This window comes from Pseudomonas sp. BT-42-2 (genome assembly GCF_025847435.2).
In the GTDB taxonomy this organism is placed as follows: domain Bacteria; phylum Pseudomonadota; class Gammaproteobacteria; order Pseudomonadales; family Pseudomonadaceae; genus Aquipseudomonas; species Aquipseudomonas urmiensis.
The window spans coordinates 81,577-98,402 of record NZ_JAOYTM010000013.1 but is presented as its reverse complement, the minus strand read 5'-3'; the positions used below and the strand labels follow the sequence as shown (position 1 = coordinate 98,402).

Annotated in this window: 13 protein-coding genes; 9 read left to right on the top strand and 4 right to left on the bottom strand. The window is 59.6% G+C overall.

The annotated features are described in order from the left end of the window. Positions 1-4: 4 nt before the first annotated feature. Positions 5-970: an ABC transporter substrate-binding protein gene (locus OIU19_RS16470; protein WP_264235901.1), complete on the bottom strand. Its 966-nt coding sequence runs from the start codon at positions 968-970 to the stop codon at positions 5-7. Between the two features lie 559 nt (positions 971-1,529). Here OIU19_RS16470 and nhaA point away from each other — a divergent pair. Beyond that, positions 1,530-2,720 carry a Na+/H+ antiporter NhaA gene (gene nhaA, locus OIU19_RS16465; protein ID WP_264235900.1) on the top strand — a complete coding sequence of 397 codons (1,191 nt, stop codon included), beginning with the start codon at positions 1,530-1,532 and terminating at the stop codon, positions 2,718-2,720. Positions 2,721-2,789: 69 nt separating this feature from the next. On the opposite strand, the gene tssM is transcribed toward nhaA, so the two are convergent. From tssM to vasI, 3 genes are read right to left on the bottom strand one after another with little or no spacing between them, the layout of a single operon-like run. Further along, a complete protein-coding gene (gene tssM / locus OIU19_RS16460; protein WP_264235899.1) occupies positions 2,790-6,422 on the bottom strand; it encodes a type VI secretion system membrane subunit TssM in 3,633 nt (1,210 codons plus the stop codon). Between the two features lie 9 nt (positions 6,423-6,431). Next, on the bottom strand, positions 6,432-7,886 hold the full coding sequence (gene tssA, locus OIU19_RS16455) for a type VI secretion system protein TssA (protein ID WP_264235898.1): 1,455 nt from the start codon (positions 7,884-7,886) through the stop codon (positions 6,432-6,434). Continuing rightward, positions 7,874-8,506, bottom strand: coding sequence for a type VI secretion system-associated protein VasI (gene vasI / locus OIU19_RS16450; RefSeq protein ID WP_264235897.1), 633 nt, complete (start codon positions 8,504-8,506; stop codon positions 7,874-7,876). The genes tssA and vasI overlap by 13 nt, the downstream gene beginning before the upstream one ends. 354 nt (positions 8,507-8,860) lie before the next feature. Between vasI and tssB the strand changes: the two genes are divergently transcribed. Genes tssB through tssK form a run of 8 tightly spaced genes read left to right on the top strand, consistent with a single transcriptional unit; the run spans position 8,861 to position 16,825 of the window. Continuing rightward, complete coding sequence (gene tssB / locus OIU19_RS16445) at positions 8,861-9,364, top strand: type VI secretion system contractile sheath small subunit (RefSeq protein ID WP_186556804.1); 504 nt, start codon at positions 8,861-8,863, stop codon at positions 9,362-9,364. Between the two features lie 54 nt (positions 9,365-9,418). Then, positions 9,419-10,909 carry a type VI secretion system contractile sheath large subunit gene (tssC, locus tag OIU19_RS16440; protein ID WP_264235896.1) on the top strand — a complete coding sequence of 497 codons (1,491 nt, stop codon included), beginning with the start codon at positions 9,419-9,421 and terminating at the stop codon, positions 10,907-10,909. Then, the gene (gene tssE / locus OIU19_RS16435) at positions 10,906-11,316 is read left to right on the top strand and encodes a type VI secretion system baseplate subunit TssE (RefSeq protein WP_264235895.1); all 411 of its coding nucleotides are present in this window, start codon (positions 10,906-10,908) and stop codon (positions 11,314-11,316) included. Before tssC ends, tssE begins: the two co-directional genes overlap by 4 nt. Before the next feature lie 3 nt (positions 11,317-11,319). Then, the gene (gene tssF, locus OIU19_RS16430; RefSeq protein ID WP_264235894.1) at positions 11,320-13,086 is read left to right on the top strand and encodes a type VI secretion system baseplate subunit TssF; all 1,767 of its coding nucleotides are present in this window, start codon (positions 11,320-11,322) and stop codon (positions 13,084-13,086) included. Continuing rightward, on the top strand, positions 13,050-14,075 hold the full coding sequence (gene tssG, locus OIU19_RS16425; protein ID WP_264235893.1) for a type VI secretion system baseplate subunit TssG: 1,026 nt from the start codon (positions 13,050-13,052) through the stop codon (positions 14,073-14,075). Before tssF ends, tssG begins: the two co-directional genes overlap by 37 nt. Then, complete coding sequence (locus OIU19_RS16420; protein ID WP_264235892.1) at positions 14,072-14,656, top strand: FHA domain-containing protein; 585 nt, start codon at positions 14,072-14,074, stop codon at positions 14,654-14,656. The genes tssG and OIU19_RS16420 overlap by 4 nt, the downstream gene beginning before the upstream one ends. Next, complete coding sequence (gene tssJ, locus OIU19_RS16415) at positions 14,653-15,435, top strand: type VI secretion system lipoprotein TssJ (RefSeq protein WP_264235891.1); 783 nt, start codon at positions 14,653-14,655, stop codon at positions 15,433-15,435. The genes OIU19_RS16420 and tssJ overlap by 4 nt, the downstream gene beginning before the upstream one ends. A gap of 52 nt (positions 15,436-15,487) precedes the next feature. After that, the gene (gene tssK, locus OIU19_RS16410) at positions 15,488-16,825 is read left to right on the top strand and encodes a type VI secretion system baseplate subunit TssK (protein ID WP_264235890.1); all 1,338 of its coding nucleotides are present in this window, start codon (positions 15,488-15,490) and stop codon (positions 16,823-16,825) included. Position 16,826: the final 1 nt, after the last annotated feature.

Sequence of the window (16,826 nt, the reverse complement as noted above, 5' to 3'; positions counted from 1 at the left end):
CCGATCAATGTTGCGCCGCAACCGCCTCGGCGTTCGGCACGCTGAAGTCTTTGGCGAAGGTGGGTGACACATCCAGGCGCTGAGTCATCAGCCCATGGGCGTGATAGAAGTCGGCGGTTTCCTGCTGCTCGGCGATGGTCTTGGCGTCGATAGCCTGCCAGCGTAACTGGCGTCGTTCGAACTGCAGGCGAGCGGCGTCCTCAGGGAAGCCGATGATCTTGGCCAGGGTGTGCGAATAGCTGTCCAGGTGCTGATACGCCCACACCTGAGCGCCAGCCAGCCGCTTGAGGTAGTCCTGCAAAGCCGCATGGCGAGCTGGGTCGTGCAGCGCCTTATCGGTCACGGCGAGAAAACTGTTGCCGGTGGACAGGCCACGGCCATCGACCAGCACCCGACCCTGGCCACTCAACTCAGCCAGTGCGGTATAGGGCTCCCAGGTCGACCAGGCGTCGACCGAGCCATTGGCCAATGCGATCTTGGCGTCGACTGGGCCAAGGAAGCGCAACTCAACGTCCTTTTCACTCAGGCCGGCCTTGTCCAAAGCCTTGAGTGCCAGGTGATGACCGATCGAGCCGCGGCCGGTAGCGATGCGTTTGCCTTTGAGATCAGCCGCAGACTGTAGAGGCGCATCCGGACGCACCAACAGCGCCGTGCCATAGGGGTCGGATTTGTCCACCGCAACCGCTTTGACCGGCGCTCCGGAGGCCAGTACGAACAACAGCGGCGCATCGCCGATGATGCCGGCATCGATGGCGCCAGCATTCAGTGCTTCGGCCAACGGCGCGGCGGCGGGGAACTCGGCCCAGTGGATGTCGTAGGGCAAGTTGCGCAGGGCATCGGCAGCTTCGAGCTGAGCGCGCATGTTGCCCTTCTGATCGCCAATGCGCAGGGTCAGGCGGTCGGCGGCGAGCGCCTGGGTAGCCGCCAGCAAAGCGGCGGCGAAAAGCAGAAAACGCGAGCGGATTGGCATGGTGCTCCTTAGGGTTGTCCCTGGCCAGGTACTAGCTGTCTGGGACAGACTCTATAGAGCATTTCTTAATTAATTAAATTGATTTTAGGAATAACCTAATATGCATTTTAACAAGATAGGCCAAGCAACCCAGTTCGAGCCAGCTCATGCCCCTGGAGCGCCGTGACGGCTGGAGGAGCGCTTCTAACGCACGTACCGAGGGATAAACCGCTGCTGACCAAAACCGGCTATTAGCAACATTTCGATGCATAAAACTGGAACATCGCCACCAATATTCTGTAAAATTGCCGCCTGGCGTGTGCTGCGTGCGCCCGGGAGCCATCCCGAATACGGAGAACATTCATTTGTTTTCCGAGAGTACGTCCATGTTGCACGCAGCTGTCCAATGTCTATGGCGTTTTCCGTTCCCGCTTTTTTTAGCTGGGTTGCGCACGCCCCTTCCCTTCTTCTCGCCTACCGCCGCACTGGTTCGGGTCAACCCCTACCGGCGCTTTGCTGTGCTCGCTAGTTGGCCAACCGCAGCGGCATCGAGGGCGAATCCATGAACGAGGACCTTCCCATGAACGTTTCCCTACCTACCGCCGAGCGCCGGCCCTTGCTGCAGCGCTTGCTGGCCAGCGAGGCTGCTAGTGGCGTGCTGCTGATGCTCGCTGCCGCCCTGGCCATCGTCATCGCCAACAGCCCCTGGGCCAGCGCCTATCAACACCTGCTGCATCTACCGGTAGGCCCGACCTTCACTGACAAGCTCGGCCCGATGACCGTGCACCACTGGATCAACGATGGCCTGATGGCGATTTTCTTCCTGATGGTTGGGCTGGAGATCAAGCGCGAGATGGTCGACGGCCGCCTGGCGACCTGGGAGCAACGCCGTCTGCCGGCGCTGCCAGCGCTAATGGGCATGGCCGTACCCGCGCTGATCTACCTCAAGGTTTCAGCGGTCGAACCGGGCCTGGCCAGCGGTTGGGCGATCCCCGCCGCCACCGACATCGCCTTCGCCGTCGGCGCCCTGGCCCTGCTCGGCAAGCACGCGCCGCTGTCATTGAAGGTGATGCTGGTGTCAGTGGCGATCATCGATGACATGGGCGCGGTGGCGATCATCGCCTTGTTCTACACCTCATCGATCGACCTGCTCGCCTTGGGCGCTGCAGCGGGCATCGTTGCCCTGCTACTTGGCCTTAACCGCATGCGCGTGGTGACGCTGTGGCCTTACCTGATCGGCGTTGCGGCGCTGTGGTACTTCACCTTGCAGTCCGGTGTCCACGCGACCATTGCCGGCGTCGTCGGCGCCCTGCTGATTCCGTACAGCGCAGGCACCAGCGACAGCCCGCTGCTCAAGCTTGAGCATGCCATCGCACCCTGGGTAGGGTTCCTGATCGTGCCGGTATTCGGCTTTGCCAACGCCGGTGTTTCGTTCGCCAACCTGAGCTGGAGCGATGCGCTGGCGCCACTGCCACTGGCGATCGCCCTTGGCCTGTTGCTGGGCAAGCAGTTGGGCGTGTTCGCAGGGGTGCTGCTGGCAGTGAAAACCGGCTTGGCCTCTAAACCGCAGGGCGCCAGCTGGCTGCAGATCTACGGGGTGGCAATGCTCTGCGGAATCGGCTTTACCATGAGCCTGTTCATTGGCGAACTGGCGTTTCCAGGGCAGCCGGAGCTGATCGATCAGGCCAAGATCGGGATTCTGCTGGGGTCGTTGCTGTCGGCGGTGATTGCTTGCGTGATCTTGCGCTGGGCGCCGAAGACAACCGAGTAAGTGGTCTCTCACACGATAAAAAAACCGGGCCTTGATGGCCCGGTTTTGCTTTCGACTCGCTCCTTGCGCCTACCGTACGCCAGTGCTGGTAAGCGCAGCCTGAACCGCCCGCGGGCTACCTTGCTCAAGCAAGGTGCGCGGTAGCCTGAAGCCTTTGAACGGCTGCTGGGTGATCGGGTTGAATGCTTTCTCCGAACTCAGTTGATAACGCATCATGCCGTCTCCTGTACGGAAGCTCAGGTCGACACTGGTCGCCGTACGCCCATTGAGGGCGCCCCGACTGAGCAAGCGGAACATCGACCAGGGCCCGCGATACTCGAGACTGCTGCTGTTGCCATTGAGCTTGAGCAAGGTCAGGTTGCTACGCACCTGCGGGTTCAAGGTATTGGGCCAGATCACCCCGGTGATCAAGCTGGGTCCATGGGTGTAGGAAATCAGCTGGCCATCCAGGTCAAGCACACTGGTACGCTGGTTCGCACTGAGCCCCAAGGGTTCGATGCTGAACTGCACACTCAGATTGCCTCGGTGATCGAAAAAGGTTTCGCGGATTCGATCTGCTATCTCTAACTGTTCGATGACATCGGTGCGTATCAGGTAGCTGCCACGATTGTCGGCATAAAGTGCATCGAGGTTGTCCTTCAGAAACACCTTAAGGTATTGATCCTGGAACTGCTGCAGGCGCCCCTTGGGCCCAAAGAAGGCCTCGAAATCATCCAACGCCGCATCGGGGGCTCGCGCAAGGAATGGATAACGCCCCGCGAGCCGCTGCTGGAAGAAGCTGTAGACATCAGCATCCCAACGCCGCTCCAGCTCTCGCAAAGCTTCGATTACCAACACTTGGGCAGTTTGCTCGGCAACCTTTTTAACCTGCTGGCGGATGGGCTCAGGCAGGCCGGTAGAGACCCGCTGCAGGGTTGCAATCGGATCAGGCCCCTTCATCGAAAAGCGCTGCAGCACCACCTGCAAGGCAGCCTTGCCTCGATCGGGGCTATCTTGCACGGCCTTGGCGTAGTCATAGAGCGCGATGATAGCGCTGAGGGTTTCGTCGTAATAACTTGGCCGCTCACCCCTCGCCTCGAGCATTTCATTCAAGCCGGTGAACGCCCTGCGTATTCCTCCGACCTGTTGTTGGGCGGGCTCCACGCCTCCCGCCAGCGCCGTGACAGCCTCTGCTTGCTTGGACTGTGCGGCGGCCAACGAATCGATGGTGGTGTTGTCGCGCACCGTCTCCAACAAGCGGCGCAGCGGCGCTGCTGGTCCTGTGATGTGGTCGAGGACCGAAACCCCATGGCTCAAGTCGTGAAAGTCCGTCACCGCAAACTCATTCAACGCCCGTCGCCAACTGTCGATGTAGTCAGCGCGGTACAGGCTGCTGATCTTCTCAGTCAGTGCAGCGCGGTCAGCCGCGGAGTAGTCCAGTTGACGCCGCTCACCCAGGGCCCACTGGTCGATCATGGCCATGTCCGTAATGTGCTCGCTGTGCGGTTCGAAATAGTCCCTGAAACCCTTAGCCGTCAGCAATGGCGCCAGCAGGATGCGGTCGCTCGTTGTCACGTTTTCTGAGGTTGGCTGATAGACGACGTCGAACGCAGGCCCTATCTGATGGCGCAAATCCAAGCCTGTATGCAACTGATCTTGAGCCTGCCGCTTAAGGCTTGCATAGACACGCTGCGCCAGCGGGACTTTACCCAGTATCTGCTGGACTTCACTGATTCGCTGCCGGAACTGCGGTAGATCGGTGTCGGCGTAGGCCAAGGCGTACTGCAGGTGACGCATAAGGTCACGCTGTAGCTGCCCCTGCCCAGGGTAAGCAGATTGCCATTGGTGTGCCATCCAATCTTCTACCCACTTCGCTCGCCGGTTCTGCCGGTCCTCGATCATCCGATAGACCCTGAGCGCCGCCATCTGTTGCTCGCTACCCTCGTCGGCGGCATTCATCGCGTCGACGACTCCACTGGCAAGGGCCGGCAGGAAACGCCGCGACAGTAGCGTCAGGTAGGCCTGATCGACCATCGGACCAATTGCACGGCCCTGGTAGAGGCCAAAGTCGGCCACCACCGGCCACGCAGCGCGATAGTCGCCAAACACCGAAACGGCCTCTCGGATCTGATCCAAAGGCACCAGCAGGTTGCGCCCGGTAGGATCCAGGCGCTGATCGACTTCACCCTCGCTGAACGCCTGACTCTTGGCCAGCACGCTGATCGCTTGTTCCCGGTTGTGATCAAAGTAGCGATGCCAGCTTGTCCCAAGCACGGCAAAGGCCAGCACACCAACGCCCGAACTGAGCCACAACAGACGGCGTTTGTCGCGAGCGACTTTGACGTTGTCACCCGCCAATCCCGCTTCGGGAAATATCGCCCGCTTGAACACATGCTGGGCAAAATAGACCAGGGCTTTGCCTTGCGGCTTGCCATCGCTCAGCGGTGGCAGAACCTTGTAGGGTTGCGCCGCTTCGCGGACAAACGCGTTGTTCATCTCTCCCTGCTGAAACACCGAAGACAAGTACAGTCCGCGCACCAGCGCCGGCGTCGTGAAGCGATCGCTGGCCAATGCGTGTTGAAGGAACGTCATCAATGCCGGGCGCAGCCCCATCAACTGCCCCTGCAACGAAACCAGCCGCTGGCGCTGCTCAGCGCTGCTCAAGCCGCTCATGCTATCGAGCACCATTTCCTGGGCGATCTCGATCAACTGATCGTAATGGGCGATTAGCTCATCCAGCCACGCGTCGAATGAACGAATGGCATCGAGCTTGAAGCTGAATCCAAGCATGTGCTCTCGCTGAGATTGGCTCATGCGCGCAAACAGCTGATCGAAACCGTCAAGCAGATCGAACTTGCTCAGCACCACGTACAAAGGCAAACGTGAGCCCAGCTGACGGCTCACCTCATACAGCCGGGTATGCAGCACATCAGCCAAGGCCATGCGCTGCTCGGGCGTCGAACGCAACAACGATGCCAGATCGACTACAAGCACCAGACCATTCAAGGCTCTACGGCTGCGCTTGCGCGCCAGCCAATCCAGCAGGTGCAGCCAGAGCTTGGCCTGAGTACCCACAGGCAGGACGGGTGACGGCTTGCCGTCAGCGTCAGGCACAAGGCCCTCAAGTGACTGCTGGGTAATCAGTTCGCCAGGAGGATCGATGATCACTGCCTCATTGCTGATCCACCAGTCCACCGGGTAGGCGAGATCGTCATCCTGGCGACTGAGCGCCTGTGCCTTGCTGATACGGGTCAGAGAGAAATGCTGATCGGAACGAGTGATGAAGCTGGTCTTGCCAGCGTTTTGCTCACCGACAACCAGATACCAGGGCAACTGATAGAGCCCACGACGACCGCCGGCATTGTCCAGATAGCTTGCCAGCCCTCGTTCGAGCGCTCGCTCCTGTGCGTGCACGAACGGCAGGCTCGGATCTGCCTCGACAGCGGCCTCCTGCTGACGCTGTGCTTGGAGCCGACGCAGGCGCGCAACCAGCACCAGTGACGCGCACAGCAAAGGCACCAGTACCACCAGCAAACTGGCGATACTGCGGTGCGCCAGACTGGCCAGGGGCTGCTGCCCACGCCAAGTCCACTGCGGGCCAAGCCACCAGATGGCGACCAGCAACAACACCCCAGCCGCTGCGAGCAGCAGCGGCATGGCCAGCCCTGCGCGGGTGGCCAGCGGCAAGCCCAAACGTTTCAGATGTCTCCAATATGTGCTCATCAGGGACTGCTACTCCTTGTCCTGGTCAATCAGTGATGACGTGCCTGCGTAGTGCTTGAGCTTTTGATAAACCTGCGGCTCCCACATCTGGGCGGTGGTGGCCTGCATGGTTCGGGCAACACTGGCGCACAGGTCGTGAGCCAGCCAAGACACGCCACGGGTACCGAGCAGATCGGCAGCGATCAGCGTGGTATGGCAGCGCTCGCGCGGCGAGCTGTGCTGTGTTTGCAGGGCCTGTAGGCGCAACAACACCGCTTCCACCCCTTCAACTTCCATCTGCTCGACCAACGCTTCGCGCAGCCCAAGAAATTCTTGCGAGCCTGCGCCCTGGGCAGGCGATGCTTCTGCGCCCTTGAGCCATGCCAGGCATTGCTCATCGACAAACGCCACGCCATCGCTGAAACACAGCTGTTGCACGGCGGGTAGGCGACGGACGAAGCGCGCCGTTGCGCAGCGGATCGCTTCGGCGACTTCAGCCATGGCCAAACGCGATGCGATGCTTGCAGCGAGGAAACTGCCGCGAATCCAATACGGCGAAGCAGTGACGCTTTTCTCCACTCGCAGCAACAGGGCCGGATCAATAGCGGTACTCGACAGCGCCTCCTCGTATCCGCTGACGATGTCTGTCGGGACCGACATCAGTTCGGTGCGATGATCCTGCCTGGCGCCCGGCGCAGCCTGGATGTGCGCCCACAAGCCAAACCTTCGCAGTTGATAGCCGGTCGGGTCGTACAGGTCTTGCTGATTGATGAACTCGGCCATGCTCAGCACGGCGCGCCGGGTTTCGCGCTCGTTGCCGAGCGACGCGGTGGTCTTGGCCGGGAGGAATGCTTCAGCGAGCGGGGTAGCATTGCGAGCGGGTGAAACAGGCTTGCCAGCAGGTTCGTTGCCGACTCCAATGACAGACTCGCTGTGCATTACCAGCAAGCGCTCAAGCGCCTGCAACGCCGGCAGATCAAGCTGCGCCGAGCTCGCCTGTTGCAACAAGGAGGCAATCGCCTTCTGCGCCGTTTCGGCACAGGCCGGTGTATAGCTAAAGCGGTCGAGCTGAGGCAGCGCTTCGGTCAGTCGCTTGACCTGCACACCAACCAATTTGCGCTTGCCCAGAAATCCCGTCGGGCCGGGCTTGGGATGGGCGGTTTCCCAATAGTGTTCAACCATGCCCGCCAGCAACTGCAGCGTGTGGCACCAGTGCTCCCAACAGCGCTTGCGCAACCATACGACACTCAGATGGCCGACGATGCGCAAATGCTTGCAGTGGCTACTGAGGTACTGGCGGGAGGCTTCTTCGATGAATGGCCAATCGATAGCACCTTCATGCAATCCGCCAAGCTTGACCATCTCCTGATCGATCGCCTGGTAGGTCTCATCCTCGATATCGAACAGACCTGCGGCAAGCTTGGGGTCAATGGGCGCCAGCAGCCTGGCAATGTCATCGCTCGACACCCTGGCTACCAACGACATGCTTGGCGCGCCTGATCAATCAAAGGGTCTAGCCCTTGAGCATCGAAACTCAGCCCATCGAGCGCCGGATGGTCGCTGACGATGTGGATCCGCTTGGCGCCGATCAACGCCTTGATCTGCTCAATAGCCGGTAGACCCCGGCCAGCATCCAACACTTGGCCGTTTTCCATGACTTGCCAGGGCTGCGCATTGGTCGCCCGTTGCTCGGTGCGCAGCTGCAGTACCACTCGGCTGCCCTCAACAGGTCGCGCGGTGATCAACTGCAATCTGGAGATGTTCTGCACGCAGCTGATCGCAAGGTAAGGCCGCGGCTCGACCGCAGCGATCGCAGGCGCCGAAATCACCAGTCGCGCCTGCCCCGCTTGCCCCTCACGCTGCACGCTCATGCGAAACGCCAGGTCGTCCGGCATTCGCTGGGCCTCGTTGGTCATGACCCGAGCAACGCTAGGAGCGCTCAGCTCCGGTGCTGACCACGTGGCTTTTACCCGCGGCACCCGCGAAGGGGTTCCGGCCGCCTCATCAAAACAGGCCAAACGCTCGACATTGGAAACAATCCGCGTGCAATCGCGCACAGGCTCGGCGAACACTTGCCCCAAGCCGAGCAACAATAAAACACCCATTCCATAAGTGCATTGTTTGTTCACCGCAGCTCTACTCCACTCTCATACACCCATACGGGCGCACACTTCCAAAGCATTTACCTGAAGAGCAATGCGCCGCGTAAAAAGCTAGAAAACTCGACAAGCGCAGAGCTTAGAGCAGATTCAGGCCAGGTCACAAACAAATATTTCTTTACACTTTTAAACTCGACCAAGGCACTTTCACCCATGCATCGTTTAAATGCAAAGCAAATGCACAAATAAACAATAAGTACAATTTCAACACCAACTGTACGAATAAACCTACAAAAATAACCCTAACGGGAAGCAATGTAAGAAACATCCTACAAACTTAACAGGGAGTTAATGTAGCGCATGGCTAAAAGCTCAAGTTCCGTCGCCCCCAAGGAACGTATCAACATCAAATACGTACCTGCCACCGGCGACCAGCAGGCCGAAATAGAACTGCCCCACAAGATGCTGGTCTTGGGCGATTTCGGCCTGATCGATACACGCACCCTGGAAGATCGCCAGCTCATGCGCATCGACAAGCACAGCTTCAACAGCGTACTGAGCGAGGCTGCTGTGAGCTTGAGCATGGCCGTGCCTTCGAGCCTCAGCGCAGCCCCCGATGCTGAACTGGCAGTGCGCCTGCAATTCAACTCGATCAATGACTTCGGCCCAGACCAGATCGCCCGCCAAGTACCTGAACTGAACAAGCTGCTCGAGTTGCGCGAAGCCCTGGTGGCCCTGAAAGGCCCGCTGGGCAACGTCCCCGCCTTTCGCAAGCACTTGCAACAGCTGCTCACTGACGAGCAGGCACGCAAGCAGCTTGCCCATGAGCTGGATCTGGTGATCGAAGCCACCGAACAAGACTGAAGCAGCCAAGACCTGAGCATCAGGTCAATGAAGCACTGACAACGGAGCGTCACCATGCCCAGCCAAAATACCCAGACCCTCACCTCTGACGTTGCTGACCAGACAACCGGCAACCAGACCTTGCTCGACCAGATCATGGCCGAAACCCTGCTCACTCCCAGTCAAGAAGGCTATCAAGTCGCGAAGCAAGGCGTCGCTGCATTCATATCCAACATCCTCAAAAGCGATGAGCCTGATCAACTGATCAACAAGCATCGCGTGGACCAGATGATTGCTGAGGTCGACCGAGTCCTTAGCAAACAAATGGACGCCATCCTGCATCAACCCGAGTTCCAGCAACTTGAATCGGCTTGGCGCGGTTTGAAACTACTGGTGGACCGCACCGACTTTCGCGAAAACATAAAACTCGAAGTGCTCCACGTCAGCAAAGCCGAACTCCTCGATGACTTCGACAATGCCGGCGACATTACCAGCAGCGGGCTCTACAAACATGTCTATACCGCAGGTTTTGGCCAGTTTGGTGGCGAGCCGGTGGCGGCCATGGTCGGCAATTACAACTTCGGCCCCTCCTCGCCCGATATAAAACTATTAAGTTATGTTGCTTCGGTAGGTGCAATGTCCCATGCGCCGTTCATTACCGCACCCGCCCCTGAATGCTTCAACTTGAGCAGTTTCGAAGATTTGCCCAACCTCAAGAAGGTCAAAGACATTTTCGAGGGGCCGCGATTCGCTAAATGGCGATCGTTCCGTGACAGCGAAGACGCCCGCCATGTCGGCATGATGTTGCCGCGCTTCATGCTGCGCTCGGTCTACGACCGCCATGAGCAGCCCATCAGCAGCTTCAGCTATGACGAGACCATCAACGGTCAGCATGACAATTATCTGTGGGGCAACGCCGCCTTCCTGATGGCCAGCTGCATCAACGACAGCTTCGCTCGCTACCGCTGGTGCCCGAACATCATCGGCCCACAATCCGGAGGCGCCGTCGAGGACCTGCCCGTGCATCTGTACGAGTCCTTGGGCCAACTGCAGGCGAAGATACCGACCGAAGTGTTGATCTCTGATCGCAAGGAGTTCGAGCTGGCCGAAGAAGGCTTCGTTGCCCTGACCATGCGCAAGGACAGTGACAACGCGGCGTTTTTCTCGGCCAACTCGGTACAAAAGCCCAAGGCGTTCCCCAAGACGCCAGAAGGCCAGCAGGCGCAAACCAACTACAAGCTCGGTACCCAACTGCCGTACCTGTTCATCGTCAACCGACTGGCCCACTACATCAAAGTGCTCCAGCGTGAACAGATCGGCAGCTGGAAGGAACGCGCCGACTTGGAAGGCGAGCTCAACAAGTGGATCAAGCAGTATGTCGCCGATCAAGAAAACCCCTCGGCCGACGTACGTAGCCGTCGACCACTGCGCGCCGCCAAAGTCGAAGTCTCGGAAGTCGCCGGTGATCCGGGCTGGTACCAGGTATCCCTGGCTGTGCGACCACACTTCAAGTACATGGGAGCGAACTTCGAGATCTCCCTGGTCGGTCGGCTCGATAACGAATGAGCAGCCTGTTCGATCGCCTGGCTGCAGATAACCCACCCAGTCGACAGCAATGCCGCCATGAGCAGGCAGGCCAGATATTCGAGGTCATCAAGCGCCACCTCGAGACACTGCTCAATACTCGTCAGGGCTGTTCGCAAAGCAGCCCTGACCTGGGCCTGCGCGACTTCAACGGCCACGACCTGAGGAGCGGTGATTTGCTGGCTCAAGTGAGTGCCGACATCCGTCGCACCATTGGACGCTATGAACCGCGCATCCGCATTCGCACCTTGCATGGCGTACCGGACGCCAACACCCCGCTGGAGCTGCACTTTCGCCTCGATTGCCAGGTGCGGGTAAACAACCGTGCCGAGCAGTTGCAGATCGAGTTGCTGGTCAACGGCCAAAATCGCTACACCCGGGTGAGGTAACCCATGCCATTGAAACAACGCTTTAGCGAAGAGCTGCGTTATTTACGCGAGCTGGGTGCCGATTTTGCTCGGGACAACCCGCAGCTCGCGCAGTATCTAGGTAAAGAAAGTAGCGACCCAGATGTCGAGCGACTGCTCGAAGGCTTTGCGTTTCTCACGGCAAAACTGCGCCTGAAACTTGACGATGACCTGCCCGAGCTGACCCATTCAATGCTGCAGATGCTATGGCCCAATTATCTAAGGCCGCTGCCCAGCGCGACGATAATCCAGTTCACCCCGCTGGAGCAGTCTTTGAGTGAGTCACAACGCGTGGCCAAGGGCTCACGGCTGTTTTCCCGCCCTGTGGACGGCATCGCTTGCGAGTATCGAACCTGTACCGAGGTGACACTTCATCCTTTTGAGGTCCACCAGGCCAGTGCCACACAGACACTCGACAACTGCAGCGTTTCCATTGAGCTGAACACCTTGGTTGAGCGCCCGCTGAACACTCTGGCCTGCCACAGCTTGGACTTCCACCTCAGTGGCGATCATGGCAGCGCTCAAACGCTGTACCTGTGGCTATCGCAATACCTGAAAAACATCAGCGTGATCATCAACGGTGAAGTGCGCAGGCTACCGGCTTGCACCGTCAGCTTTCCCGGGTTTAGCCCGGAAGATGCCTTGCTGCCTTATCCGCGCAACGTCTTCGACGGCTACCGGATTGTGCAGGAGTACTTTGTCTTCCCGCAGCGCTTCCACTTCTTCAGCTTGACTGGCCTCACCCAACTGTGGCCGAACCAGGACAGCCGCAGGGTGCGCATCGAATTTCACTTCACCCGGCCATTGCCCAGCTCGATGCGTATCAGCAAAGCTGACTTCAGCTTGTTCTGCACGCCGGCCATCAACCTGTTCGAGCACAGCGCCGAACCCATCGACCTGTCTGGCCAGGCCGAGCAGGTGCGGCTGACGCCCAGTGGTCAGCGCCCGAAGGCCTACGAGATCTTCAGCGTCGACCGCGTGGCCAGCTGGCGAGTAACCGCAGATGGCAGCCGAGGTGAGCAGCTACGCGTGTTCCAACCCTTTGAATCGTTCGCCCATGAAATCGAACACGCCCAGGGACGCACAGCGCTGTATTACCGCTGCCGGGTCGAAGAGTCGTTGCGCGGCGACGGGCTGGTGCACCGCATGGCGTTCGTCCGCGCTGACGAAAGCCTGTATGTCGGGCAATTGGAAACCGCCTCGGTCGACCTGACCTGTACCAATCGGGATTTACCCTTGGCATTGGGCATTGGCGACATCAGTGTCACCACCGAGGCCACTCCACCGCTGGCCAGCTACCGCAACATCTGCCGACCGACCCGGCCGTACCGACCGGTACTGGATGGCCAGCTGCAATGGACATTGATCTCCAACCTGTCGCTCAATTATCTCTCGCTGCTCTCGGCCGAACCGCTCAAGGCGGTGCTCGGTGCCTACGACTTCGCCGCCCTGCATGACATTCAGCAGGCACGCGCCACGCGCAAGCGCCTCGATGGCATTGGCCAAGCCAAGACCGAACCGTTGGACTGGCTGATCAAGGGCCTGCCCGTTCGCGGCTTGCGCACACACTTGCAACTCGATCAGGACGCCTTTCGCTGCGAAGGCGACCTGTACTTGTTCGGCTGCGTGCTGTCGCACTTCTTTGCCCTCTACGCCAGCATCAATTCCTTCCATCAACTGGAAGTGATCAACACCACCAACAACGAGCACTACACATGGCCCTTGCTGACCGGCAGACAACCGCTGATCTAGCCGACACGCTGCTCGCCGAAGCTCATCTGCACAATTTCTTCCAATTGCTGGAGAGGCTGCATGGCTTGCACGATGATGACCTTGAACCACATAGGCCAGCAGACGCTACGCAGCCGCGGCTACGCCTTGGCAGCGACCCTCGCCTGACCTTTCCGGTGGCCGACGTGCTGGAGGCGCAGCGCCTGCCTCAGCGGGCAGAAAACGATGACCGCTACCGGGTCTGCACCACCTTCCTGGGACTGCACGGTACAGACTCACCACTGCCCAGCTACTACCTGGATCAGCTCGCTTACGAGCATGCCCAGGGCAAAGGCGTGCGCCCGGCATTCTTCGATTTCTTCAATCACTATTTGCTCAGCCTGCTCCACCGGATCTGGCGCAAATACCGCTATTACATCCGCTTCCAGACCCAAGCCAGCGACCACTTTTCTGCCTATATCTACGCCTTGATCGGCCTGGGTAACGAGCAACTGCGGGTTGATACGGCATTGCCCTGGAGCCGTCTGCTCAGCTTTGCCGGGGTGATTGCCAGCCGCAGCCGCGCCCCCGGCACGGTGGCCGGGATCATCGCCCACTGCTTTGATCTGCGGCAGGTGCAGATCCGCGAATTTGAAAAGCGCTCGGTGTCATTCGATGTCCGCCAGAGGGTCAGTCTTGGCCTGACCAATGGTCAATTGGGCAGCGCCTTCATTGTCGGTGATCGCAGCCGAACCCGCAGCAGCAAGTTCGCCATCCTGATTGGTGATCTTGACCAAGCCCAACTACGCGCTTTCCTGCCCAGCGGTATCAATTTTGGGCGCTTGCGAGCGCTGATTGATTTCCTCCTGCGTGACGGCCTGGCCTATGACCTGGAGCTGCGTCTCAAACAGCAGCAACTGCCACCGTTCAACTTGAGCCGCACGCAAGGCAGCCATCTGGGCTGGACCAGTTTTATCGATGATCGGCACGGCGCGACCAGCCCCAAGGTACTCATCAGGGTGCGCTCATGAAAGTGACCCTGACTATCAGCAATCCCGATCAACTGCAGCATGGCGTCACCGTCAGCCATCAATTCGACAACCGCGGCGGCACGCTCGGCAGCCTCGGCGCCGACTGGCTGTTGATCGATCGCGAGCGGCGCATTCTGCCCATCCATTGCGAGATTCGTTGGCGAGAGAAGAGCTTTTGCGCCATCGATCGCTGCGGCCAGACCTTCCTCAATGACAACCAGCTGAGCCTTGCAGGCACGGCTGCGGTGCGCCTGCAGGAAGGCGATTGCCTGCGTATCGGCGCCTATCGCCTGTTGGTCCATTACCACAGCGACCAGCCCAACCAGCAGGTTAGGCGCGGCGCCCTGGAAGAGCTGTTCGAGCCAGGCGAGCGCCTATTGGATGCCCTGGTGAACGATCTGCCGGCCGGCACCCTGGACCTGGAGCCAGCTACCCCCACCTACCCCGCCGTGCTCGACATCTGCCAGGCGTTCAAAGCCGATAGTGGCTGCGACCCCCTACGGGCACTGGATGCGCCATCTACTTTGCACCCAGCTGGAGACACCACCATGACCAATATCCGCCCAGGGGAAAAGCTGTGAAACTGCGTCCCCTGATAATCGCTGCACTGTTTCTACCCCTGCCGGGCTGCACGGTCTTGGGCAAGGTTGGCCAGGTATTGATGGACCCCAGCATACCGGTGGGCGCTGCGAGTGATCAGCCAACCCAGGTTGCTTTCAGCCTGTATGCCAGCCCCACCCTCAATGGCAACCCGCGAAGCCTTGATGCCCCGGTTGCCGATGCAGTGCTGGAGCCAAGCCCCTATGCAGTCAGCCTCACAGCTGGCAACCCACAGGTCTTGACTGAAAAGGTCGAAGTACTGCTGGCGTATCTGCAAGAGCAATTTCCAGCCGTGTCTCCTATAGAGCAGGAACAGGAACAGCCAACCCTGCCGCGCTCGTCCATGGAGGACAGCAGCCCAGGCACTTATGACGACCCGGAAGTGCACCTTAGCCTGGCGCAGCCGCAGATGGTATCGGCTGAGCAGATCGCCACGCCTATCGCTATCAAGATCTTCCAGCTGCGGGACGACTCACTGCTGCATAACACCGTCTACTCGGGCCTGGAACAAGAACCGGCCAAGGCCCTGCGCAGCACTTACATACGTGACGATGACTATCTCCTGACGCCTGGTCAGTTCAAGTTCGTGCCCTTCGAAGCGATCGATGCCGACACCCGCTTCATTGCCGTAATTGCTAACTACAGCAACCAACAGGACGCCACCTGGAAGCAGGTCCTGCGCGTCCAGCCGCGTGGTCGCAAGGTGGTGCTCGCCGTGCAGATCAACGACTCACAGATCCTGCTCAAGGAAGAAAGCTGATGCTCACCTGGCTGTTGTCCCCCTGCACCTACCCTTCTGATTCGGAGCGCCCATGAGCTCACGCAACCCTGTCGTCTGGCGCGAGGGCTTGTTCGTCAAGCCGCAACACTTTCAGCAGTTGGCGAGGGCCAGCGAAGCCGCCGTTCACCAGCGCCTGAGCAGCCTCAATAGCTCGTTCTATGGGTTCAGCGAATTGCAGCTGAATCAGGAGTACTTATGCTTTGGCAAGATCGCCATTACTCGCGCTCGAGGCGTCATGCCCGACGGCACGGTGTTCGACATCCCCGGCGACTTGCCGCCTCCTGCACCGCTGGAAATCATCGACAACCTCACGCACCAGAAAGACGTGTACCTGTGCCTGCCACTGCGCAGCGACGGCGGCCGTGAAGTACGCTGGCCAGACAGTAGCGCCAACTATCGCTACATCGCCAACACCGAAGATATCAAAGATACCCATACCGACGACGGCGACATCGCGGCTGTGGACCTGGCAGTGCTCAACCTGCAACTCAAACGAGACAGTGAAGACGCCAGCGCCTACACCCGCCTTGCCCTGGGACGCATTCTGGAGCGTCGCCCCGACGGCAGCCTGGTGCTGGACGAAAGCGTCTACCCCACCTGCATCTCTGTGCAAGCGGTGCCCTCGCTCAAACGTTTTCTCGATGAAGTCTGCAATACCCTGCGCGAGCGCGCTCGCAACCTTGCGGCACGGATAGGTTCGTCAGGCCAATCGGGGGTGGCCGACATCAGTGACTTCAATCTGCTGCAAGCCATGAACCGCTGGTGGCCGTGCTTCCAGCATCTGGCGCGACAGCCGCATACCCACCCTGAGCAGTTATACCTGGCCATGAGCCAAGCCTGCGGCGAACTGGTGACCTTCACGGATGAGAGTCGCTTGCCACAGGAGTATCCGGCTTATCAGCACAGCGCGTTGCACACTTCCTTCAAACCGCTGGAGGACGCCTTGCGGCGCACCTTGAGCATTGTCCTGCAACCTCGGGCGGTGTCACTGCCGCTTGAGCAACGCCAATACGGTGTGTTGGTCGCAACCCTCGAAGACCGGCGCCTGCTGGACAGCGCGCAGTTCATCCTGGCGATACGCGCCAGCGTGCCAGCAGAGTCGCTGCGCCAGCAGTTCACGCAGAAAGCCAAGGTCACCTCACTTGAAGCGCTGACCGATCTGGTGCCGCTGCAATTGCCTGGTATTCCCCTGCTGCCGCTGCCGGTAGCCCCGCGCGAGCTGCCGTTCCATGCAGGCTTTAGTTACTTCGAACTCGATCGACGCAATCCGGCCTGGCAGGTGATGAACGACAGTAGCGGCTTTGGCTTGCACATCGCCGGCGAGTTCCCAGGGCTTGAGTTGCAGTTCTGGGCGATCAGGAGCGAATGAC